The organism is Pseudomonas sp. VS40, assembly GCF_018587885.1.
In the GTDB taxonomy this organism is placed as follows: domain Bacteria; phylum Pseudomonadota; class Gammaproteobacteria; order Pseudomonadales; family Pseudomonadaceae; genus Aquipseudomonas; species Aquipseudomonas pergaminensis.
This window is the reverse complement of the sequence record NZ_JAGYWD010000003.1, coordinates 535870-557400: the sequence shown is the minus strand read 5'-3', so window position 1 is coordinate 557400 and position 21531 is coordinate 535870. Positions and strand designations below refer to the sequence as shown.

21 protein-coding genes are annotated in these 21531 nt (G+C 61.9%); 8 read left to right on the top strand and 13 right to left on the bottom strand.

The features are described 5' to 3' along the window. Positions 1-186: 186 nt before the first annotated feature. The 11 genes from KHP07_RS11720 to pilG all read right to left on the bottom strand — a co-directional run bounded on the left by KHP07_RS11720 (position 187) and on the right by pilG (position 12720). Positions 187-621, bottom strand: coding sequence for a hypothetical protein (locus KHP07_RS11720; RefSeq protein ID WP_214497222.1), 435 nt, complete (start codon positions 619-621; stop codon positions 187-189). Beyond that, positions 584-1213 carry a nucleotidyltransferase domain-containing protein gene (locus tag KHP07_RS11715; protein ID WP_068937827.1) on the bottom strand — a complete coding sequence of 210 codons (630 nt, stop codon included), beginning with the start codon at positions 1211-1213 and terminating at the stop codon, positions 584-586. Before KHP07_RS11715 ends, KHP07_RS11720 begins: the two co-directional genes overlap by 38 nt. A gap of 61 nt (positions 1214-1274) precedes the next feature. Further along, positions 1275-1514, bottom strand: a complete 240-nt coding sequence (locus tag KHP07_RS11710; protein WP_214497221.1) for a DUF6124 family protein — start codon at positions 1512-1514, stop codon at positions 1275-1277. Between the two features lie 330 nt (positions 1515-1844). Beyond that, positions 1845-2264: a hypothetical protein gene (locus KHP07_RS11705; RefSeq protein WP_078050547.1), complete on the bottom strand. Its 420-nt coding sequence runs from the start codon at positions 2262-2264 to the stop codon at positions 1845-1847. Positions 2265-2286: 22 nt separating this feature from the next. Continuing rightward, the gene (locus KHP07_RS11700) at positions 2287-2625 is read right to left on the bottom strand and encodes a polymorphic toxin type 44 domain-containing protein (protein WP_250883527.1); all 339 of its coding nucleotides are present in this window, start codon (positions 2623-2625) and stop codon (positions 2287-2289) included. A 253-nt stretch (positions 2626-2878) separates the two neighbouring features. Next, a complete protein-coding gene (locus KHP07_RS11695; protein ID WP_010207210.1) occupies positions 2879-3334 on the bottom strand; it encodes a chemotaxis protein CheW in 456 nt (151 codons plus the stop codon). Beyond that, positions 3327-9146 carry an Hpt domain-containing protein gene (locus KHP07_RS11690; protein WP_214497220.1) on the bottom strand — a complete coding sequence of 1940 codons (5820 nt, stop codon included), beginning with the start codon at positions 9144-9146 and terminating at the stop codon, positions 3327-3329. Before KHP07_RS11690 ends, KHP07_RS11695 begins: the two co-directional genes overlap by 8 nt. A gap of 169 nt (positions 9147-9315) precedes the next feature. Then, positions 9316-11367, bottom strand: coding sequence for a methyl-accepting chemotaxis protein (locus KHP07_RS11685; protein ID WP_078050550.1), 2052 nt, complete (start codon positions 11365-11367; stop codon positions 9316-9318). Beyond that, positions 11364-11888, bottom strand: a complete 525-nt coding sequence (locus KHP07_RS11680; protein WP_078050551.1) for a chemotaxis protein CheW — start codon at positions 11886-11888, stop codon at positions 11364-11366. The genes KHP07_RS11685 and KHP07_RS11680 overlap by 4 nt, the downstream gene beginning before the upstream one ends. A 12-nt stretch (positions 11889-11900) precedes the next feature. Continuing rightward, entirely contained in the window at positions 11901-12266 is a 366-nt protein-coding gene (pilH, locus tag KHP07_RS11675; protein ID WP_014720320.1) for a twitching motility response regulator PilH, read from the bottom strand. 46 nt (positions 12267-12312) lie between these two features. Continuing rightward, a complete protein-coding gene (gene pilG, locus KHP07_RS11670; protein ID WP_010564379.1) occupies positions 12313-12720 on the bottom strand; it encodes a twitching motility response regulator PilG in 408 nt (135 codons plus the stop codon). 239 nt (positions 12721-12959) lie between these two features. Between pilG and gshB the strand changes: the two genes are divergently transcribed. The 7 genes from gshB to KHP07_RS11635 all read left to right on the top strand — a co-directional run bounded on the left by gshB (position 12960) and on the right by KHP07_RS11635 (position 18881). Further along, positions 12960-13913 (top strand): glutathione synthase, encoded by a 954-nt coding sequence (gene gshB, locus KHP07_RS11665; protein WP_100491949.1) that lies wholly within the window; start codon positions 12960-12962, stop codon positions 13911-13913. 77 nt (positions 13914-13990) lie between these two features. Then, a complete protein-coding gene (locus KHP07_RS11660; RefSeq protein WP_078050553.1) occupies positions 13991-14896 on the top strand; it encodes an energy transducer TonB in 906 nt (301 codons plus the stop codon). Positions 14897-14998: 102 nt separating this feature from the next. Beyond that, the gene (locus tag KHP07_RS11655; RefSeq protein ID WP_078050554.1) at positions 14999-15568 is read left to right on the top strand and encodes a YqgE/AlgH family protein; all 570 of its coding nucleotides are present in this window, start codon (positions 14999-15001) and stop codon (positions 15566-15568) included. Continuing rightward, on the top strand, positions 15568-16005 hold the full coding sequence (gene ruvX, locus KHP07_RS11650) for a Holliday junction resolvase RuvX (RefSeq protein WP_214497219.1): 438 nt from the start codon (positions 15568-15570) through the stop codon (positions 16003-16005). The genes KHP07_RS11655 and ruvX overlap by 1 nt, the downstream gene beginning before the upstream one ends. Positions 16006-16077: 72 nt before the next feature. Beyond that, the gene (pyrR, locus tag KHP07_RS11645; RefSeq protein WP_214497218.1) at positions 16078-16584 is read left to right on the top strand and encodes a bifunctional pyr operon transcriptional regulator/uracil phosphoribosyltransferase PyrR; all 507 of its coding nucleotides are present in this window, start codon (positions 16078-16080) and stop codon (positions 16582-16584) included. Between the two features lie 24 nt (positions 16585-16608). Next, the gene (locus tag KHP07_RS11640; RefSeq protein ID WP_025857712.1) at positions 16609-17613 is read left to right on the top strand and encodes an aspartate carbamoyltransferase catalytic subunit; all 1005 of its coding nucleotides are present in this window, start codon (positions 16609-16611) and stop codon (positions 17611-17613) included. Beyond that, positions 17610-18881, top strand: a complete 1272-nt coding sequence (locus KHP07_RS11635) for a dihydroorotase (protein ID WP_214497217.1) — start codon at positions 17610-17612, stop codon at positions 18879-18881. The genes KHP07_RS11640 and KHP07_RS11635 overlap by 4 nt, the downstream gene beginning before the upstream one ends. A gap of 149 nt (positions 18882-19030) precedes the next feature. Here KHP07_RS11635 and KHP07_RS11630 read toward each other — a convergent pair whose 3' ends face one another. Then, a complete protein-coding gene (locus tag KHP07_RS11630) occupies positions 19031-19441 on the bottom strand; it encodes an NINE protein (protein ID WP_178076816.1) in 411 nt (136 codons plus the stop codon). 268 nt (positions 19442-19709) lie between these two features. Here KHP07_RS11630 and KHP07_RS11625 point away from each other — a divergent pair, with 268 nt between their 5' ends. Further along, positions 19710-20348, top strand: a complete 639-nt coding sequence (locus KHP07_RS11625) for a C40 family peptidase (RefSeq protein WP_033897060.1) — start codon at positions 19710-19712, stop codon at positions 20346-20348. 140 nt (positions 20349-20488) lie between these two features. On the opposite strand, the gene KHP07_RS11620 is transcribed toward KHP07_RS11625, so the two are convergent. Further along, a complete protein-coding gene (locus KHP07_RS11620) occupies positions 20489-21523 on the bottom strand; it encodes a type IV pilus twitching motility protein PilT (RefSeq protein WP_078050559.1) in 1035 nt (344 codons plus the stop codon). Positions 21524-21531: the final 8 nt, after the last annotated feature.

Genomic DNA, 21531 nt, shown 5'->3' with positions numbered 1-21531 from the left:
TCGTGGGCTGTACCTTAGGAGTGATTCAGAGGGCCATCAATCAAGCTCGGTGGTGAACCGTTACGGCTGGAGTAACAAAGCCTGTGTAGGAGCTGGCTTGCCAGCGATAGCGGTCGCTAATTGAACAATGTGCCAACTGACAGCACGCCATCGCCGGCAAGCCGGCTCCTACAGTTGACCGGTGATTCATTCCCACCTATGACCAGCAAGCAATGCTTGCACATTGCTCATTAATATCTTCGCACCTTCCATTAATTGGCCCAGCAGCGCCTCATCTTCATCCATGTACCCTTCATATTCCGCGAGGTTCCGACGCTCATGACACAACGCCAACAACCTCACCTGCACCTTGCCGGCGTCTGCGGTATGAACCAGGCATTGGAAGACCAGATAGCGTTTATCCGAACGATAACCTTGCAAGCGCAAGGCTGTAAGGGCGATAGCATGAGCGGCGTTGTAAGCCAGGTCGAAACGACTGGCGAATGATAACTGCGGATTACCGGCGTCCCTCAGCCGATCCCTGGCTGAACGCATCAGCCCATTACACTCCTTGCGATCCGGCGGCTCAGCCTTCAAGCCGCCGCTACGTTGCAGATTCTCCAGGTTTACCTTGTTGTCCATCCGTGGATTCCAGGGGGTTGCTCCCCATCAGGTTGATCTTGTCCTGCTGCACGACCCGCTGCACAAAACTGTTCCCGGCATTCCATTTGCCGATCCAGTCTTCAGGGGTGTAAAGCGTCGGGTTGAGGGTGCGGCCCAGTTGCTCTTCCAGCGGCATGAGCTGCTCCATGACTTCACTGTAGTTGAGGCTTTCGCCGATCAACATGAGATCTATGTCACTGGATGAGTGCGCCTCGCCTTTGGCGATGGAGCCGTAGATAAACGCCCAGGTTATCTGCTTGGCGAACGGCGCCAGTGCAGTGCGCAATGGTTCATCCAGGCTCAGGGTCTTGCGCACGATGGCCAACAACTCCGAGTAAATCGGGCATTGGGGGTTGGCTTGGTAATGGGTCTGGTTGCCTTGGCGCGTCATGCTCAAGATGCCCGCCAATTGCAGACGTTCAAGCTCACGAGTGAGGCTGCCCTTGCCCACCTGGGCCCATCGCGCAATCTCATTGGTGAAGAAGCTTTGGTCAGGTTTGCCGAACAGCAGGCCCAGTACTTTTTGTTGGGTGACGGTGAAGAGTGCAGTGCTGATCGGCAAGGTGTGCATGGCAGCGGCCAAAGAGTCCCAAAAAGGGAACGATAGGTCCCTTTTTGGGAACGATCAAGTTTTAAGTCACTAGAGAAGGGGAAATCTGTTCCAGGGCACGGTCCACTAATAGCTGCCCCAGCTCCGCCATTTGCTGGATGCCGAGCATGATCGCGCGCTGGGAGGTGTCCAGGTCGAAGGCGAAATTGCAGGTGAGTGCGTTAAGAGAAGACAGGGTTTCGCTGGCGTTGACCAGCAGGGTTTCGGTGTTTTCGTGCGGGTTTACGGTGAAGAGCGGCGGGTTGGGGGTAGGTTTGACCATGATTTACAGCTCCGATATGTGATGGAGACTGCCCTCTTCCGCTTGCACGCGAATAAAGGTGGCAGCTGTGCGCAGGTGTGCAAGACCGGGCATATCGGACCCCGGCAGACCCCGAAGGGTCTCCCACGCACAGCCGCCATAACAAATACAGCAGGCATAAAAAACGCCCGTTGGATGGCTATGGGCGTTGGTGCGCCGATATGTAACCGGACTTGCACGTCCGTGTCACCGTTTTTTGCGATGACAGGACGAAGACTAGGCGCGCTGACGGCACGCGACAAGTTCATGCATGGCCCAACATCTTGCAGGAAAAATCCGAAGCCAGCCGGTCTACAACTTCATGTCTATGCTCACAGCGCCCAAACCTTCAAGCGGATAGCTGCGGTACTCATAAACCTCACCACGAACAGTGAGGTGGATGACGCCATCCTGCCGGGTCACTTGAACATCCGGCGCTTTGGTTTTCAAAAAGGGGTGTGCCGAAACCAGCGCTGTCAGTATCTCCCGATCACTACCTAAGTCCTTATGAACGTAGTACCTGTAGGAAAATCCCACTGTCGCGCCGCCCTGACCGTCACGTGCTCCATAAATTGAGCTGCCGTTGCCCAAGGAGTGTTTCAAAACCACTTCGTCCAAATCCGGTGTACCGGATGACATGATCCAATTGCCCCCGATATAAATCAGGCAGGCTACCAGCAGGCAGTTGCGCAGAACCGGCAAGAGGCCCTTAGTAGCCCTGAGAAATTGCATACTCAATACCCCTCCTTATCCACTATTGATCTCGAGGATCATCGCCAAAAGGGTCTGCGCCCCACCATGACCCAAATTCCGGCTTGGTGGTTTTTGCGAATGTTTGAGCGACACCTGCTGCCCGTAACAGAACATGCTCGGGAATACCCAGCACCGTACCTGTAGCACCATAATTGAAGTTACCAAAAGCTTCGTACTGACGCCCTCGCTTCTTGTAGTTCCATGGGCCGGCAGCCCTGACCTGTGAGTAAAACCAGGAATAAGCGAATGCCGAGCCTGGCTGGAGATGAGTGCCTTTACACTTGGCGGTCGCCATATTTTCGAGAAGTGAAACACCCGGCGGCATTAACGGTACGGCCATTTGCGAATCCTTGCTGGCTGTGAGGAGCGCTGAACCTAGCACCCCACCTGGCACTGAACATCCCGCGCAATCCAGATACAGAACTTGCCTATAACAGCTCCATCCCGTTCCGACATATTGATTTTCTCCACACAGAGCCTGGGAACGAGCGCGATTTAGTGTAGGAGCTGGCTTGCCAGCGATAGCGGTGGGTCAGTTGTTAATGAGTGGGCTGGCAGACCGTCATCGCCGGCAAGCCGGCTCCTACAGGGATCTATGCCAAACCGGATTCGACCAGCAGGGCCTCAAGCCCCATAAGGTCCGGCACCTTCGCCACATGCTCGCCCACCTGCACCGCCGCCAGCTCCAGCGGGCACAGCGGCACGTCCACGTAGCTCAATTCACTATCAAGCTTGTACGACCGGGGAATGCCCTGGATCACCAGCGCAATAAACTTCAGCGTCGGCCGCCCGCCCAACGCGTTCAACACCACTATCCGCGAGCGTTCGCCGGTCACGCTGGCTTCACCGCACACCGCTTCAAAGCTGATCAGCGGGATTTGCCTGTCGCGCCAGGTCACTTGCCGCAAATACCACGGCGGTGCATCGCTGGCCGGTTCGCCGCGCTGAAAGTCGATCAGTTCGGCGATGGCGACGTTGGGCAGCACCAGGTGGCGGTCGGCCAGGGGCAGCAGCAGGCCGGTGAGTTGGCTGGTGCGGTGGTCAAGCATGGGACTTGCTCCAGTAGGCGATGCTTTCGAGCAGCACCGATTCCTGGTACGGCTTGCCGAGGTAGTCATTCACGCCGATGGCCATGGCGCGGTCGCGGTGTTTCTGGCCGGTGCGCGAGGTGATCATGATGATCGGCAGGCGCATCAGCCGGGGGTCGTTGCGCACTTGGGTGGCGACTTCGAAGCCGTCCATGCGCGGCATTTCGATGTCGAGCAACATCAGGTCCGGGCTGTGCTCTTCCAGCACAGCGAGGGCGTCGATGCCGTCTTTGGCGGTGAGCACGTTCATGCCGTTGCGCTCCAACAGGCGGCTGGTGACTTTGCGCACCGTGACGGAGTCGTCCACCACCAGCACCAGCAACGGGCGCTTTTTCAACGGGTCGTTGAGGATCAGCGGCGCGTCGACCGACTGGGCCGGCAAGGCCGGCTGGCGTGCGCGAATATGCGCGAGCAAATCGATGATCAGCACCACGCGACCGTCGCCCAGGATCGTCGCGCCCGACAGGCCCTGCACGCCGGCAAACTGCGGCCCCAGGCCCTTGACCACGATTTCCCGCGTGCCGGCCATGGCGTCCACATGGATCGCCACGCGCCGCTCGTTGCACTGCACCAAGAGCACCGGCACCGGTTGGTACTGGCCCAGCAGTTTCGGGCGGCTGACGGTGTGCAGCAGGTCGCCCAGGTAGAACAGCTCGTAACGCTGGCCGGCGTATTCATAACTCGGCGGATCCTGCTGATAGTGCCCCGCCAGCTCATGGGGCAGCACCCGCACCAGGCCTTCGATGGTGTTGAGCGGAATCGCGTACTGGTCATCCGCACATTGCACCATCAGCGCGCGGTTGACCGACACGGTGAACGGCAAGCGAATACGGAAATGCACACCCTCGCCCGGCGTCGAGTCAATGACCATCGAGCCGCCAAGCTGACGCACTTCCTCATGCACCACGTCCATGCCCACGCCGCGCCCGGAAATCTGCGTGATCTTTTCCGCCGTGGAGAAGCCCGGCTGTAGGATGAACTGCAACACGTCGCGGTCGCTGATCTCTTGATGCGGGGCGAGCAAGCCACGCTTGATCGCCTTGCGCCGCACGGCCTCCAGCGGCACACCGGCGCCGTCGTCGCGCATGTCGAAAACGATGTCGCCGCCTTCGTGGGTCAAGTCGAGGGTGATGCGGCCTTTCTCGGGCTTGCCGGCCAGCAGCCGTGCATCGCGGGACTCCAGGCCGTGGTCGACGGCGTTGCGCAGCATGTGCTCCAGCGGCGCGGCCATGCGCTCCAGCACGTTGCGGTCCATCTCGCCCTCGGCGTTGCCGACGATGAATTCCACGTCCTTGCCCAGCTCACCCGCCACCTGGCGCACGATGCGCTTGAGGCGCGGCAGCATGCGCTCGAACGGCACCATGCGCGTGCGCATCAGGCCTTCCTGCAACTCGGTGTTGATGCGCGCCTGTTGCTGCAACAGGTCGTGGGCGTCTTCGTTGCGGCGCTCGAGGGTGTCCTTGAGGTCGAGCAGGTCGGAAGCGGATTCGGACAATGCACGGGACAATTGCTGCAATTGCGAGTGGCGGTCCATTTCCAGCGGGTCGAAGTCCTCATAGCCCAGGCGCTCGGCCTCGGCTTGCTGGCGGCTGAGGATGCGGCCCTGGGTTTCAGTGTCGAGACGCCGCAGTTGGTCTCGCATGCGTTCGATAGTGGTTTCCACTTCCGTGAGGGCGATGCGGGCGTCGTTGACTTGCTGCTCGATACGGCCACGGAAGATGGACGTCTCACCGGCCAGGTTGACCAGATCGTCGAGCAACTCGGCAGAGATCTTCACCATGTCGGCGGCCGGGTCTACCACGGCCTCCACCTTGCCCGCTGGCAACGCCACCGGCGTCACCGGTTCGTCGCTGGGGTGCACCAGGCTCTTGATGCGCTCGATGAGTTTGTCCACCGAGCCGACCGGCAAGCCATCCGCCACCGCGTCGATCATCTGCGCCAGGCGGTCGTGGCAGCCCTGCAGCAAGGCGAACAGCTCCGGCGACGGCGCGAGCAAGCCGGCAGACAGGCCTTCGTAGAGAAATTCCAGTTCGTGGGCCAGGTCGCCAATGGGCGCGATCTCGACCATGCGCGCGCCGCCCTTGAGGGTGTGCAAGTCGCGCAGCAGGGTTTCCACCTCCTGGCGATTGCCGGGCTCGGCCTGCCAACGCGACAGCGCCGCACTGGAACTGTCGAGAATGTCGGCAGCCTCTTCCAGGAAGATATCCAGCAACTCGGGGTCGGCGCCGGACGTTGGCGGCGCAGTAGCCGGTGCAGCAGGCGCAGTGGCTTGACGCAACACCCGGACCTTGGCGATCAGCTCGGCGCTGTCACTCAGGGGCTGGTGCTGCTGCAGTTCTTCCAGCTGCAACGCGAGCAGCTCATGGCAGGCCATCAGTACCAGGGACAGTTCGGCGGAGTAACTGTAGCGGCGGTCCACCAACCCTTCGTACAGGCATTCCAACTCATGGGCCAAGTCGCCAATCGGGCCGATTTCGGCCATGCGCGCACCGCCCTTGAGGGTGTGCAGATCGCGCTGCAATGATGACAACGGCGCGGCGTTGTCGGGCTCCAGCAACCAGCGCTTGAGCGATTGCCCGGCGCTGTCGAGGATGTCCACGGCCTCTTCGAGGAAGATCTCGACGATCTCGTCGTCCATCGCGGTGGCCTGATCCAACTGCTGTGTGGCGGCGCCCAGCTCGGAAATGCTCAGCACCCGGCTGCCGTCGCTTTTGATCAGGCCGGTGGCGGACGGGTCGAGGGCTTCATCCAGCAGTTCGCGCAGGGCGTCGACCCGTGCCGGCGCGGGGCTGACTTCCTGGCCAGCGGCCAGTTGGTCGAGCATGCTGATCAGTGCTTCATGGGCGTGTTCGGCCTCATGGAAAAACCGCTCGCTCACCGCCAGGCTGCTCTCCTCCACCGCGCCATAGAGGTCGAGCAGGGCTTCGCAGAGTTCGTCGATGGCGTGCAGGTCGGCGACGTGCGCGCCTTCCCCCAGGGTGGTCAGTTCGTCGAGCAGCGCGGTGAGCTCCTGGCGTTCGCCGGGATGCTGTTGCCAGCGGCGCAACAGGCTTTCGGCGTCGAGCAGAATGTCCATGCCCTGGGCCAGGAAGTTGGCGATCAGTTGCGGGTCGCGCTTGATGCGCAGGCCGGTGTTCGGGGCGTCGAGCAAGGCTTCAAGCTGGTGGTCCAGCAGGCTTTGGGTACGGTTGATCAGGTCCTGTGCGCCCCTGATGGGCGCCAGGGGGTCGCCGTCCAGGTCACGCAGCCCGCGCTGGAACAGGCCCTCGGCTTCGAGCAGCAACTCAACTTCGTCCAGGTCGAGCGGCAGGCGGTGGGCCTTGTACTCGCGGGTCAGGTGGTCCAGCGGGCGCGCCAGCTCGGCGATGGGCAACACGCCGGCCATGTAGGCGCTGCCCTTGAGGGTGTGCAGGGCGCGTTGCAGTTCATCGCTGACTTGCAGCGGTACATGCTCGGCGGCCTGTTGCAGGAAGTGGTTGAGGCTGTCCAGATGGCTTTGGGCTTCGTTGCGGAAGATCTCCAGGAGCATCGGGTCATGAGGCTCAGCGGCCGCTACCTGTGTACCGCTGGCCAAAGCGTGGGCACGGGCTGCCAGGGCATCGACCTCATCGCGCTGGCGCTGGTCGTCGGTGGCGAAGTCGGCGATCAGCTCCGGCAGCAGGGCCACCGCTTCATCCAGCACCTGTTGCACCTCGGGGCCCAGGGCCACGCTGCGTTCCAGTACGCGGTTGAGCAGGTTTTCCACCGCCCAGGCCAGCTCGGCCAGGACCAGGGCGCGGACCATGCGGCCGCTACCCTTGAGGGTGTGGAAGGCACGGCGCATTTCGCCCTGAGCCGTTTTGTCCGCGCTGTTGGGCAGGTGCCGGTGCAGCACCTCTAGGACCTCGTCGGTCTCTTCGAGGAAGACCTCGCGCAGTTCATCGTCGATGGGCTCTTCGTTGGCCGGTGGCGGCAGCAGGCTGCCAGGGCGCTGCAAGGCCGGCGGGTTTAGCCGCGACGTGGGGCTGGCCAGCGCATCGAACTGCGACTGGCTCGGCGCGACCTCCGCCGCCAATGCTCCATCCGGTGCAACCAGGGCTTGGCGCCAGGGTTTCTCGGCAGGCAGGTAACCCAGCGCCGCCAGGCCTTGGGTGGCCAGTTCCAGCACCCGTTCACCTGCGGCATCGGGGTCTTGGAGCATGCGTTCGAGGTAGTACTCCAGGCTGCTGATCACGTCGGCGAAATGCGCCAACTGCATCTCGGATGGCGGCGCGTCGCTGCCCATCAACTGTTCGTCGACGTAGTCCGTACAACCACGCATCAGGCTTGCCGCGCGGGGCAAAGGGATCATCGCCAGGGCGCCACGTACTTGGCTCAGCAGCTCCGGCAGGGACTCAAGCCGCTGGCGGTCCCAGTCGGCTTCAATACAGTCGATCACCAGTTCTTTGGCTTGCTTGAGGCACTGGCAGGATTCGCGGATCACCAGTTGGTGGATCTGGGTCAGGTCGGTGGTGGGCAGGCGGCTGTCTTCGCGGCTTTCCGGCTCGACGGTGCCGACCATGCCCGCCAGTGTGGCCTCGACGTAGAGCAACGCGCCGGCGACGTCCATCAGCACCGCATCGTTCGGCTCGCGTTGGCCCTGGGCCAGGCTCAGCACCACGGCAAGCTGGTCGATGATGACTTTACGCGGCTGGCCGAAGCCCAGTACCGCCAGGGTGTCGGCGATCTGCCGCAGCGGTGCCAGCAGTGCATCAAGGTCGCGGGCGTGCTGACGGTCGCTGCGTACGAACAAGTCGAGACGCTCCTTGACCCGCACCAGTTCTTCACACAATGCCCCCAGCACCGAGCCCATGGCGTTGCGATCCGGTCCGGCCAGGCGTGCGCGTTCGGCATCGACCACCGCGCTGTCGGGCAAGGCTTCATCAAGGCCGTAGCGTTCCTTGAGGCTTTGCATGCGCGGCGTCGGCCGGGTGACCTTGGCGACATAAAACAGCAAGCTTTTGAGCAGCTCATCCGGCGCCGGCTGGTTGATCCCGCCGATGCCTTGGGCCAACAGGCGCTTGAGCTGTTTATCACTGGCCTTGAGCAGGCTGCGCAGCGCCGGGCTGTTGGCGATCACGCCAGTCAGCATGCCTTCGACCAGCGCCGAGGTGACCTGCCACAGCGGCAACAGCGGCGCGCCTTGGCACAGTGCCTCGAGGCGTGCGAACACCCGCGCCATGTCTTCCAGGTTGCTGGGGCCATGGTCTTCGCGCAGCAGCCCGGCGAGCGCTTGTTGCAGCAGTTGGTGCCACTGGCGCAATTGCTCTTTCAGGTCGGGCGCCGCGCGTTGGGCCAGGGCTTCATCGGGCAGCGGCGCAATCGCCAGCAGTTGGGGACTGAACAGGCTGGTCTCCGACAGCAGGCTTTCACCACGGGCACTGCGCAGGTCGTTGAGCAGCGGCAACACCACCAGCGGCAGGTCACGGCGGGCGCTGTGCACACGGTCCAGGTAGAGCGGCAATTGGTTGAGGGCCTGTTGCAGCAGACGGATGCCTTCGTCGCGCTGGCTCACATGACCGGCTTGCAGGGCCAGGGCCAGTTCTTCGACTTCCTCGGCGAGCAGGGCCGCGCCGTAGAACTCGACCATTTGCAACGCGCCATGCACTTGGTGGATAGCGCCCAGGCACTCGCTGATGGCATCGCTGTCGCCGGTTTCGACGTAGGCGTCCAGCGCCGAACGGGCCTGTTTCAGGGTTTCGGCAATGTCGCCCTTGACCCATTCGAGGGCCACGTAGTCGTGCCGATCAACCATAACTGCTCCGCTTAGAATTCATGGGTTGCTGATGTTGCAGATATACCAAATCCAATGCATATCTAATGTGGGAGCGGGCTTGCTCGCGAATGCGGTGGGTCAGTTAATAGAGTAGGTGACTGATACACCGCATTCGCGAGCAAGCCCGCTCCCACATTTGGATAGCATTTCAATCTTCCGGCTGCTTGGCAGGTGGAAGTGTGAAACCCGACACCGACCGGCGCAGTTGGCTGGCCATTTTTGCCAGGTTGCCGATGCTTTCGGCGGTGGCCGTCGACCCCGACGAGGTCTGGGTAGTGATCTGTTGGATCACGTTCATGGTCAGCGATATCTGCCCGGCCGATGAGGTCTGTTGCTGCGCTGCGTTGGAGATGCTCTGGATCAGCGCCGCCAGGGTTTTCGACACGCCTTCGATCTCTTCCAGCGCCACCCCGGCGTCCTGGGCCAGCCGCGCGCCGCGCACCACTTCGGTGGTGGTCTGCTCCATGGAGATGACCGCTTCGTTGGTGTCGGCCTGGATCGCCCGCACCAGCGTTTCGATCTGCCGGGTGGCCGCAGACGAACGTTCGGCCAGACGCTGCACTTCATCGGCCACCACCGCAAAGCCGCGTCCGGCGTCACCGGCCATGCTCGCCTGGATCGCGGCGTTGAGGGCGAGGATGTTGGTCTGGTCGGCAATGTCGTCGATCAGGCTGACGATATCGCCGATCTCCTGGGACGACTCACCCAGGCGCTTGATGCGCTTGGCGGTGTCTTGGATCTGCTCGCGAATGTTGTCCATGCCGTGGATGGTGTTATGCACCACCTCGTTGCCCTTGTTGGCGATTTCCACCGAGCGCTCTGCCACCGCCGAGGACTCGGCAGCGTTGGCCGAAACCTGGTCGATGGACTGGGCCATCTGGTTGATCGCCGTGGAGGCTTCGGCAATCTGCTGGGCCTGGTGCTCCGACGCTTGGGCCAGGTGCATGGCGGTGGCCTGGGTGTCCTGCACGGCGCCGGCGACTTGGCCGGCGGTGAGGTTGATGGTGGCGACCAGGTCGCGCAACTGGTCGACGGAATAGTTGATGGAGTCGGCGATGGTGCCGGTGAAGTCTTCGGTCACCGAGGCCGTCACGGTGAGGTCGCCGTCGGCCAGGTCTTCGATTTCATCCAGCAGGCGCATGATCGCGTTCTGGTTGCGTTCGTTCTTCTCGGCGGTTTCGTGCAATTGGCGGTTGGTTTCGCGCACCATCACCAGGCCGATCAGGATGATCGAGGTCAGCGCCAGCAAGCCCAGCACATAGCCGCCGATGGTGTCGAAGCTGCGCCCGCTGGCGAGGTTTTCGAACCCGGTGGCCAGGTGCGAGGCTTCATCGAGCAGGGTTTGCGACAGGTTGAAGATATTGCTCGCCGAGGCGCGCACCTGGAACAGTTGCGGCGAAGTCTCGAGGATCTCGTCCACGGAGCCGGAGACAAACTCGAACAGCTCGGCGATTTCCGCCAGCCGCGCGCGGGCGTCGCGGTCTTCGACCTGGGTGATGCGCAGGCCGGGGTTGCCCTGGAGCATGCCGTTGAGCACCTGGCCGAAGCGGTTGGCGTCACGGCCAAAGGCATCGGCGGCCTGCACGGCGGTTTCGTCGCCGGCGAGTACGGTGTTCACCGCGCCAAGGATACGTTCGGCCAACAGTGACTGACGCTGGGCCAGCGCCACCTGGCTGGCCGGAGCGCCGCGCTGCAGGAGGATGTCGACGACCTTTTCCGATTCCATCTGCAACTGCGGCACGGTTTCGGCCAACGTCGCGGCGACCTGATGCAAGGACAGCACGGTCTGTTCGCTGGCGAGGATCGCGTCGGTATTTTTCAGCAGCGCTTCCCAGTCGGTCTGCACCGCGCGCATTTCGGCGCGCACCGCGTTGGGTGCGGCAGGCAGGCCGGTTTCCGGGTCACCTTTTTTCAGGTAGCCCCAACGCTGGGCGAAATCGTTGCGCGCATCGCCCAGCAGCTTGAACGCCGCAGCCTTGCCGGCGGCGGCTTCGGTGGCGTTCTTGGCGATACGCTGGGACAGCACGCGCAGCTCACCGGCGTGACCGATGTACTGTTTGTCATAGGTGGACTGGGTGTTGAGGTACGCAAAGTTGGCGAACAGCAACATGATGAACACGATGAGTGCGATGAACAGCACGATGATCTGCGAGCGGCTGCGTGAGCCGGCCTGGGGTTTTGGCGGGGTAACGGTGGTCATGCGGCAACATCCATGAAGCCTGGGGCCTGGGCCAGGGCGAAGGGGCTGAAGACCTGCCATTGCTGGTCGCTGTCGAACTGGCCCTGGATAAACGGCGCACCGGGCGCGGCGCTCGCCAGCAGTGCGTCTTGTGCGAAATGCTGCATTCCCACCACCTCATCGACCAGCAGCCCGACAAACAAGTCGTTGAATTCCACCACCAATACACGCCGCTGCTTACGCGCCTTGGACAATTCCAGGCCGAGAAACCCGCCGAGGTCCATCACCGGCAGCAAACGCCCACGCAGGTTGGCCACGCCCTTGACCCACGGTTTGACCCCGGGCATCAAGGTGCAGCGCGGTTCATGCAGGACTTCGGCGACTTCGCCCATGGGGGCCACATACCAGTGCTGGCCCAGGCGAAAGCCGATCCCACTCCAGCGTTGCAGGCGGGTCTCTTGGGACGGCAGGTCAGCAGCCAGCAGGCGGCAGCGCCGATCGATGTCCAGCAGCAACTCGAAGGCGGTTTGCGACTCGGTCATGATGGCGAACCGTCAGCCGGCCAGCACCTTGTTCAGGGTGGCGATCAGCGTTTCTTCGTCCACCGGCTTGGTCAGGTAATCCTTGGCGCCCTGGCGCGCGCCCCAGATCTTGTCGGTTTCCTGGTCTTTGGTAGTGATGATGATGATCGGGATGCCGTTGGTTTCGGGCTCTTTGGACAGCTGGCGCGTGGCCTGGAAGCCATTGAGGCCCGGCATCACGATGTCCATCAACACGGCATCGGGTTTTTCCTGGCGGGCCAGGGCCACGCCGTCCGCGCCGTTTTCGGCCTTGAGGACCTGGTGGCCATGCTTTTCAAGCATGCCGGTCAGTTTGTACATTTCAGTCGGCGAATCGTCGACGATCAGAACACGTGCCATGGTTTTCCCCACTACATAGGTGGACGCCAGCCCTTGTGAGGCGGTGTCAGTGTGCTTGTTCTACTGCGGCGAAACCCGGCACGTAGGCCTTGATCGCGCCCAGCAGTTCTTCCTTGCTGAAAGGCTTGGTCAAAAACTGATCGACACCGACGATGCGCCCCTTGGCCTTGTCGAACAGGCCGTCCTTGGACGACAGCATGATCACCGGGATCGACTTGAACGCCGGGTTGTTCTTCACCAGCGCGCAGGTTTGATAGCCATCCAGGCGCGGCATCATGATGTCGACAAAAATAATGTGCGGGTGATGATCAACAATCCGGGCGAGGGCATCGAAACCGTCGATGGCCGTGATGACATCGCACCCCACATTCTTCAACAAGGTTTCAGCGGTGCGGCGGATCGTCTTCGAATCGTCGATCACCATCACTCTCAAGGCGTTGGAATGCTGTTCCATATCTGCTCTGCCATCGCCACCGCGAATCGGTTTTCGGTGTGTACTGCCTGATGTTGCACAGGATGAGCGCCGCAAGCCTTGGAATTCAAGGGCTGCTACGCCGTGGCAGTCTTTTTAGCACAGTCTCCGGACGCAATCTATCGAGCAACCGGCCAGGTGGTTTTTCCTTGACCCACAACAGCCACAGCGCCACTCTGACGCCACTTTTATGCGCCCTAATTTGCTAGAGGAAATCCCCCATGAGCGTTCGCGTCGGCATTGTCATGGACCCTATCGCCAGCATCTCCTATAAAAAGGACAGCTCGCTGGCCATGCTCCTGGCCGCCCAGGCCCGCGGCTGGACGTTGTTCTATATGGAGCAGCGCGACCTTTACCAGGGTGACGGCGAGGCCCGCGCGCGCATGCGTCCGCTGCAGGTGTTTGCCAACCCGCAGAAGTGGTTCGAGCTGTCGGACGAAATCGACAGCCCGCTGAGCGATCTGGACGTGATCCTGATGCGCAAGGACCCGCCGTTCGACATGGAGTTCGTCTACTCCACCTACCTGCTGGAACAGGCCGAACGCGCCGGCGTGTTGATCGTCAACAAGCCGCAGAGCCTGCGCGACTGCAATGAAAAGCTGTTCGCCACCCTCTTCCCGCAGTGCACCCCGCCCACTGTGGTCAGCCGCCGCGCCGATGTGCTGCGTGAATTCGCTGCCAAGCACGGCGATGTGATCCTCAAGCCGCTGGACGGCATGGGCGGTACCTCGATCTTCCGCCACCGCGCCGGCGACCCGAACCTGTCGGTGATCCTGGAGACCCTGACGGCCCTGGGCACCCAGCAGATCATGGGCCAGGCCTACCTGCCGGCGATCAAGGACGGCGACAAGCGCATCCTGATGATCGACGGCGAGCCGGTGGATTACTGCCTGGCGCGCATCCCGGCAGCCGGCGAGACCCGCGGCAACCTGGCGGCCGGTGGTCGTGGTGAAGCCCGCCCTCTGTCGGACAAGGACCGTTGGATTGCCGCCCAGGTTGGCCCGACCCTGCGCGAAAAAGGCCTGCTGTTCGTGGGGTTGGATGTGATTGGCGAGAACCTCACCGAAATCAACGTCACCAGCCCCACCTGCATCCGCGAGATCGACAACGCATTTGGCACGAACATCGGCGAAATGTTGATGGCTGCCATTGAGCGCAAGCTACAAGCCAAGTGACATAGAACAGCCGGACACACACCAACATTGCGTTATCATGCGCCACCTGTGAAACGCGCGATGTTGGTTTTTTTGTCATGACACTCCCGTCCGAACTGCCCCCCGAACTCTCCCACAGCGGCGTGCGCCCGGCTGATCGGCTCGGATTTACCCTGTTCCTCGCTGCACTGATTCACCTGGCCGTGATCCTCGGCGTTGGGTTCACAATGGTTGAACCCAAGCAGATCAGCAAAACCCTGGAAATCACCCTCGCCACGTTCAAGAGCGAAAAGAAGCCCGAGAAGGCTGACTTTCTCGCCCAGGACAACCAGCAAGGCAGCGGCACCCTCGACAAGAAAGCCGTGCCCAAGACCACCGAGGTGGCGCCGTTCCAGGACAACAAGGTCAACAAAGTCACGCCGCCACCGGCCCCCAAGCCCGAGGTCAAGCAGGCAGCGCCCAAGGCCGCCGTGACCACCGTCGCGCCCAAACCGCAAAAAGCTCCGACCCAGCGTGAAAAAACCAAGACCGAGCCCGTGCCCGAGCCCGTGAAGCCGGCGCCGACCTTCGACAGCTCGACGCTGACCGATGAAATCTCCAGCCTGGAAGCCGAACTGGCCAACGAACAGCAGCTGTACGCCAAGCGCCCGCGCATCTATCGGCTGAACGCCGCCTCGACCATGCGCGACAAAGGTGCCTGGTATAAGGACGAGTGGCGCAAGAAGGTCGAACGTATCGGCAACCTCAACTACCCGGATGAGGCACGCCGCCAGCAGATTTATGGCAATTTGCGCTTACTGGTGTCGATCAACCGCGACGGCACGTTATATGAGGTGCAGGTGCTGGAGTCGTCCGGCCAGCCGTTGCTGGACCAGGCCGCCCAGCGCATCGTGCGCCTGGCCGCCCCCTTTGCACCGTTCAGCGGCGACTTGAATGACGTCGATCGCCTGGAAATCATCCGCACCTGGAAGTTCGCCAGGGGCGACCGGCTGTCCAGCAACTGATACACCTGCCGGCCCCTACAGGCAGGGTGTTCGACATGAAAGGTAGGCTTGTCGTGCATCACCAGCTTGTCAGTTCGCCCCTCCGCCGCCACACTAGCGGACATGAAAAATGTCAGCCCGACCTACCTCAAGCACCAATTCCTGATCGCCATGCCCCATATGGCCGACCCGAACTTTGCGCAGACCTTGACCTACATCGTCGAGCACACCGCCAAGGGTGCCATGGGGTTGGTCATCAACCGCCCGCAAGAGCTGAACCTGGCGGACATCCTTGAGCAACTGCGCCCCGAGATCGACCCGCCCGCCCGTTGCCAGGGCGTGCCGATCTACATCGGCGGCCCGGTGCAGACTGATCGCGGCTTTGTGCTGCACCCCACCGGGCCGAAGTTCCAGGCCACGGTCGACTTGGAAGGCGTGTCGCTGTCCACGTCCCAGGACGTGCTGTTCGCCATCGCGGACGGCGTGGGCCCTGAGCAAAGCGTGATCACACTCGGCTATGCGGGCTGGGAAGCCGGGCAGTTGGAAGCCGAACTGGCCAGCAATGCCTGGCTGACCTGCCCCTTCGACGCCGAAATCCTGTTCAACACCCCCAGCGAACTGCGCCTGGAAGCCGCTGCGGCCAAGCTGCGGGTGAACCTCAGCCTGCTGACCAGCCAGGCGGGGCACGCCTGATGGCTTTGCGTCTGATCCTTGGTTTTGATTACGGCACCAAACAGATCGGCGTAGCCGTCGGCCAGGTGATTACCGGCCAGGCCCGCGAGCTGTGCACCCTGAAGGCCCAGAACGGCATACCGGACTGGAACCAGGTCGAAGCCCTTATCAAGGAATGGAAGCCCGATGCCGTGGTGGTCGGCCTGCCCCTGAACATGGACGGCACCCCCAGCGACATGTGCCTGCGCGCCGAAAAGTTCGCCCGCCGCCTCAATGGCCGCTACAACCTGCCCTTCTATACCCACGATGAACGCCTGACCACGTTTGAAGCCAAGGGTGAGCGTCGCGACCGTGGTGGCCAGAAAGGCAGCTACCGCGACAACCCCGTGGACGCCATCGCCGCCACGCTGCTGTTGCAGGGTTGGCTGGATGAAAACACTGCTTTATTTGAATCCTGACTGACGCGGCTTGCCGCGTCTTTTTACGTTTGAGCCCGGACCTTGCCTGCGCGAGGCCTAGAAGGAGCACCCATGAGCCTGCCCAATCCCGCCGAACTGATCAGCCAGATGGCGACAAGCCTCACGACCCATCTGCACCACCGTGCCATTAGCGAGCCACGCTTCATCGGTATTCGCACCGGCGGTGTGTGGGTGGCCCAGGCGCTGCTGGAAGCACTGGGCAGCGACTCACCCCTTGGCACCCTGGATGTGTCCTTCTACCGCGATGACTTCAGCCAGAACGGCCTGCACCCGCAAGTGCGCCCGTCGGCCCTGCCGTTCGAGATCGAAGGCCAGCACCTGGTGCTGATCGACGACGTGCTGATGAGCGGCCGCACCATCCGCGCCGCCATGAACGAACTGTTCGACTACGGCCGCCCGGCCAGCGTGACCCTGGTGTGCCTGCTTGACCTGGACGCCGGCGAATTGCCGATCAGCCCGGATGTGGTCGGCGCCACACTGTCGCTGCAAGCCCACCAACGGGTAAAATTGTCCGGTCCCACGCCGCTCGAACTCGAACTGCAAGACCTCGCCCTTTAAACCGCCTTGTAAAGAGTCCCCGCGATGACGCCTCTAGATGCCAAGCGCCCGCTGCAGCTCAATGCTCAGGGTCAGTTGCAACACTTCTTGTCCCTCGACGGTTTGCCCCGCGAACTGCTCACCGAAATCCTCGACACCGCCGACTCGTTCCTCGAAGTCGGAGGCCGCGCGGTGAAGAAGGTCCCGCTGCTGCGCGGCAAGACCATCTGCAATGTGTTCTTCGAGAACTCCACCCGCACCCGCACCACCTTTGAACTGGCGGCCCAGCGGCTGTCGGCCGATGTGATCACGCTGAACGTGTCCACCTCGTCGGCAAGCAAGGGCGAAACCTTGCTCGACACCCTGCGCAATCTCGAAGCCATGGCCGCCGACATGTTCGTGGTACGCCACGGCGACTCCGGCGCCGCGCACTTCATCGCCGAACACGTGTGCCCGCAGGTGGCGATCATCAACGGCGGCGATGGCCGTCACGCTCACCCGACCCAGGGCATGCTCGACATGCTCACCATTCGTCGGCACAAGGGCAGCTTTGAAAACCTCTCGGTGGCCATCGTCGGCGACATCCTGCACTCGCGGGTCGCGCGCTCGAACATGCTGGCCCTGAAAACCCTGGGTTGCCCGGACATCCGCGTGATCGCACCAAAAACCCTGCTGCCGATCGGCATCGAGCAGTACGGCGTGAAGGTCTACACCGACATGACCGAAGGCCTCAAGGACGTGGACGTGGTGATCATGCTGCGCCTGCAGCGTGAACGCATGGCCGGCGGCCTGCTGCCAAGCGAAGGTGAGTTCTACCGCCTGTTCGGCCTCACCACCGCGCGCCTGGCCGGTGCCAAGCCGGATGCCATCGTGATGCACCCCGGCCCGATCAACCGCGGGGTGGAGATTGAATCGGCGGTGGCCGACGGCAACCAGTCGGTGATCCTCAACCAGGTGACCTATGGCATCGCCGTGCGCATGGCGGTGTTGTCCATGGCCATGAGCGGGCAAACCGCACAACGTCAATTCGAGCAGGAGAACGCCCAGTGAAGCTCAGCATTCTCGGCGCCCGAGTCATCGATCCGGCCAGTGGCCTGGATCACGTCACCGACCTTCATCTGGAGGCCGGCAAGATCATCGCCATCGGTGCCGCGCCCGCAGGCTTCAGCGCCAGCGAGACCATTGATGCCAAAGGCCTGGTGGCCGCGCCTGGCCTGGTCGACCTGAACGTCGCCCTGCGTGAGCCTGGCTACAGCCGCAAGGGCAACATCATCAGTGAAACCCGCGCCGCCGCAGCCGGTGGCGTGACCAGCCTGTGCTGCCCGCCGCACACCAAGCCGGTGCTGGACACCTCGGCCGTGACCGAGTTGATCCTCGACCGCGCCCGTGAGGCCGGCAACTGCAAGGTGTTCCCTATCGGCGCTTTGAGCAAAGGGTTGGAAGGCGAACAACTCGCCGAACTGATCGCCTTGCGTGACGCCGGTTGCGTGGCCTTCGGCAATGGCCTGGACAGCTTCCGCAGCAGCCGCACGCTGTGCCGCGCCCTGGAATACGCGGCCACCTTCGATTTGACGGTGATCTTCCACTCCCAGGACCGCGACCTGGCCGAAGGCGGCCTGGCCCATGAAGGCGCCGTGGCCAGCTTCCTTGGCCTGCCGGGCATTCCGGAAACCGCCGAGACCGTGGCCCTGGCCCGTGACCTGCTGCTGGTGGAACAAAGCGGTGTGCGTGCGCACTTCAGCCAGTTGACCAGCGCTCGCGGCGTGGCCTTGATCGCCCAGGCCCAGACCCGTGGCTTGCCGGTGACGGCGGATGTGGCGCTGTATCAGCTGATCCTGACGGACGAGGCGCTGATCGACTTCTCCAGCCTGTACCACGTGCAACCGCCACTGCGCACCCTGGCCGACCGCGAAGGTTTGCGTGCGGCGGTCAAGTCCGGTGTGGTCTCGGCGATTTCCAGCCACCACCAGCCCCATGAGCGCGATGCCAAGCTGGCACCGTTCGGCGCGACTGAGCCGGGCATCAGCAGTGTCGAACTGTTGCTGCCGCTGGCAATGACGTTGGTAGAGGATGGGTTGCTGGACTTGCCGACGCTGCTGGCACGCCTGAGCAGCGGCCCGGCCGAGGCCTTGCGCCTGCCGGCGGGCAAGTTGGCGGTGGGTTCGGCGGCGGACCTGGTGCTGTTCGACCCGGCCAGCTCCACGGTCGCCGGCGAGCAGTGGCTGTCCAAGGGTGAAAACTGCCCGTTCATCGGCCATAGCCTGCCGGCGACGGTGCGTTACACCTTGGTAGACGGCCGCATCAGCTACCAGGCCTGATAAAACACGCCTGATGTGGACAAGGCCCATGTGGGAGCTGGCTTGCCTGCGATAGCATCACCTCGGTTTAGCTGAAAGACCGAGGTGTCTGCATCGCAGGCAAGCCAGCTCCCACACAAGCCAGCATCCATATTGGATTGTGTGCAGGCTTACCGTCCGGCGTTGCGCTCGGCATTGCGGATCGAAATCTGCGTATTCAACGTCCAGAAGTCATACAGCACGCCCACCAGGAACAAGCCGCCGGTCAGCAGGTAGATCAAGCCGGTGATCCATTTGCCCTGGTACATGCGGTGCACGCCAAATACCCCGAGAAACGCCAACAGAATCCAGGCCACGTTGTATTCGATCGGCCCGGCGGTAAAACGCAGGTCCGCTTCACGGTCCATGGCCGGGATCAGGAACAGGTCGATCAGCCAGCCGATACCCAGCAAGCCAAAGGTGAAAAACCAGATCGTGCCGGTCACTGGCTTGCCGTAATAGAAGCGATGCGCCCCGGTAAAACCGAAAATCCATAGCAGGTAACCGATCACCTTGCTGTGGGTGTCTTGCTGCGAACCAATCTGTTGATAGGTGTTCATCGCGTACCTCTTTTGCCTCGATAGATAAATTTTTTCACTTTCTTTGTGACTTTTTTACAGGCGCCCGACGTACGGCAAATGGTATCTTCCCTGCCCTGAAAGCCTTATGCCACCTGACTTGTGTAGGACAATTGCGGCGAATCGTCGCGTTTTTCCTGAATTTGACGTCAAGGTTCAGTCGACAAACGGCCTGAGAACGACACAAAAAGCTGTTATAAAGTTGCGCGCAAACCCATAAGAGCCACGCCTAATGCGACCATTTTTCAAGACATGGCTAACCATTTGCCTATTAATGCCACTGGCCGCCCACGCCACCAATCGTGAGCAACGACTTCCTAACGTTAACGGTTTCACCCCTAAAGTCCACAGCACGCCAAGCACCGCCAAGTCGGTCAAGCTGACCGTCAACCGCCCGACTCAACTGAGCAAGGCCCATAACGGTAAAGCAGTTCCGGGCCTGGTTGGCGTCAACACCAAGCAGAGCAGCACCGTCCTCAGCCGCGCCGTCAACGTGCTCGGTACTCCTTATCGTTGGGGCGGCAGCAGCCCAAGTAAAGGGTTCGACTGCAGTGGCTTGGTGAAATATGCGTTTAACGACGTAGCAGCCGTGGATTTGCCGCGCACCTCCAACGCCATGGCCGCCGGCCACGGGCAGAAGGTTGATCGCAAGGACCTGAAACCCGGCGACCTGCTGTTCTTCAAACTGAAGAGCCGCCAGGTGAACCACGTTGCCATCTACCTGGGTAACGACCGTTTCATCCACGCGCCGCGTCGTGGCAAGTCGGTGAGCATCGACACCCTGAAGAAACCGTTCTGGGACAAGAACTACGTGATTGCCAAGCGGGTACTCCCAAAAGAGCAGAATAACTTGCGGGTCGTTCAGCGCTGATTTCAGACTGAAATGCAGTACCCAATGTGGGAGCGGGCTTGCTCGCGAAAGCGGTGGATCAGTCGATTAATTTGTTGACTGACACTCCGCATTCGCGAGCAAGCCCGCTCCCACATTTGATTTACATCGTTCTTGATGCCTCATAGGTCTGCTGGCACCCTCGCCTTCTCCCGCGCCTCTTCCCGGCTGATCAACCCCTCTCCGACCAACCTCTTCAAACTCATATCCAGCGTCTTCATCCCCAACGCCCCACCCGTCTGTATCGCTGAAACCATCTGCGCCACCTTGTCCTCCCGGATCAAGTTCCGAATGGCCGGCGTGCCCAGCATGATTTCATGGGCCGCCACGCGTCCGCCGCCGATCTTCTTTACCAGCACTTGGGACACCACCGCCTGCAACGACTCCGACAACATCGAGCGGACCATGGCCTTTTCCCCAGCCGGAAACACGTCCACCAGCCGGTCTACGGTCTTTGCCGCTGAACTGGTGTGCAGGGTGCCAAACACCAGGTGCCCGGTTTCAGCCGCCGTCAGCGCGAGGCGGATGGTGTCCAGGTCGCGCAGTTCGCCCACCAGGATCACATCAGGGTCTTCCCGAAGGGCGGAGCGCAGGGCGGTGGAAAAGTCATGGGTGTCCCGGTGCACCTGGCGCTGGTTGATCAGGGCGGTCTTGGGGGTGTGGATAAATTCGATGGGGTCTTCGAGGGTGAGGATGTGCTGGCGCCGATGCTGATTGAGATAATCGATCATCGCCGCCAGGGTGGTGGACTTGCCCGAGCCGGTCGGGCCGGTAACCAGTACCAAGCCCCGTGGCAGTTGGGCGATACGCCGGAACACCTCGCCAAGGCCAAGGCTTTCCAGGCTCCGGACCTCGGACGGGATGGTGCGAAACACCGCGCCCATGCCGCGATTCTGTTGGAACACGTTGGCCCGGAATCGCGCTACGCCGGGCAGTTCGAAGGCGAAATCTGTTTCTAGAGATGTTTCGAAATCTTTTTGTTGGTACTGATTGAGCAACGGGCTCAATAAGTCCGCCACTTGCGACGGTGAAAGCACCGGCCAATCCAGCGGCCAGACCTCGCCATCCACGCGCAGCATCGGCGCCAGGCCGGCCGACAAGTGCAGGTCGGAAGCGCCACGGCGCACACTGGCCGTGAGTAATTCAGTGATATCCATAGGGCTTT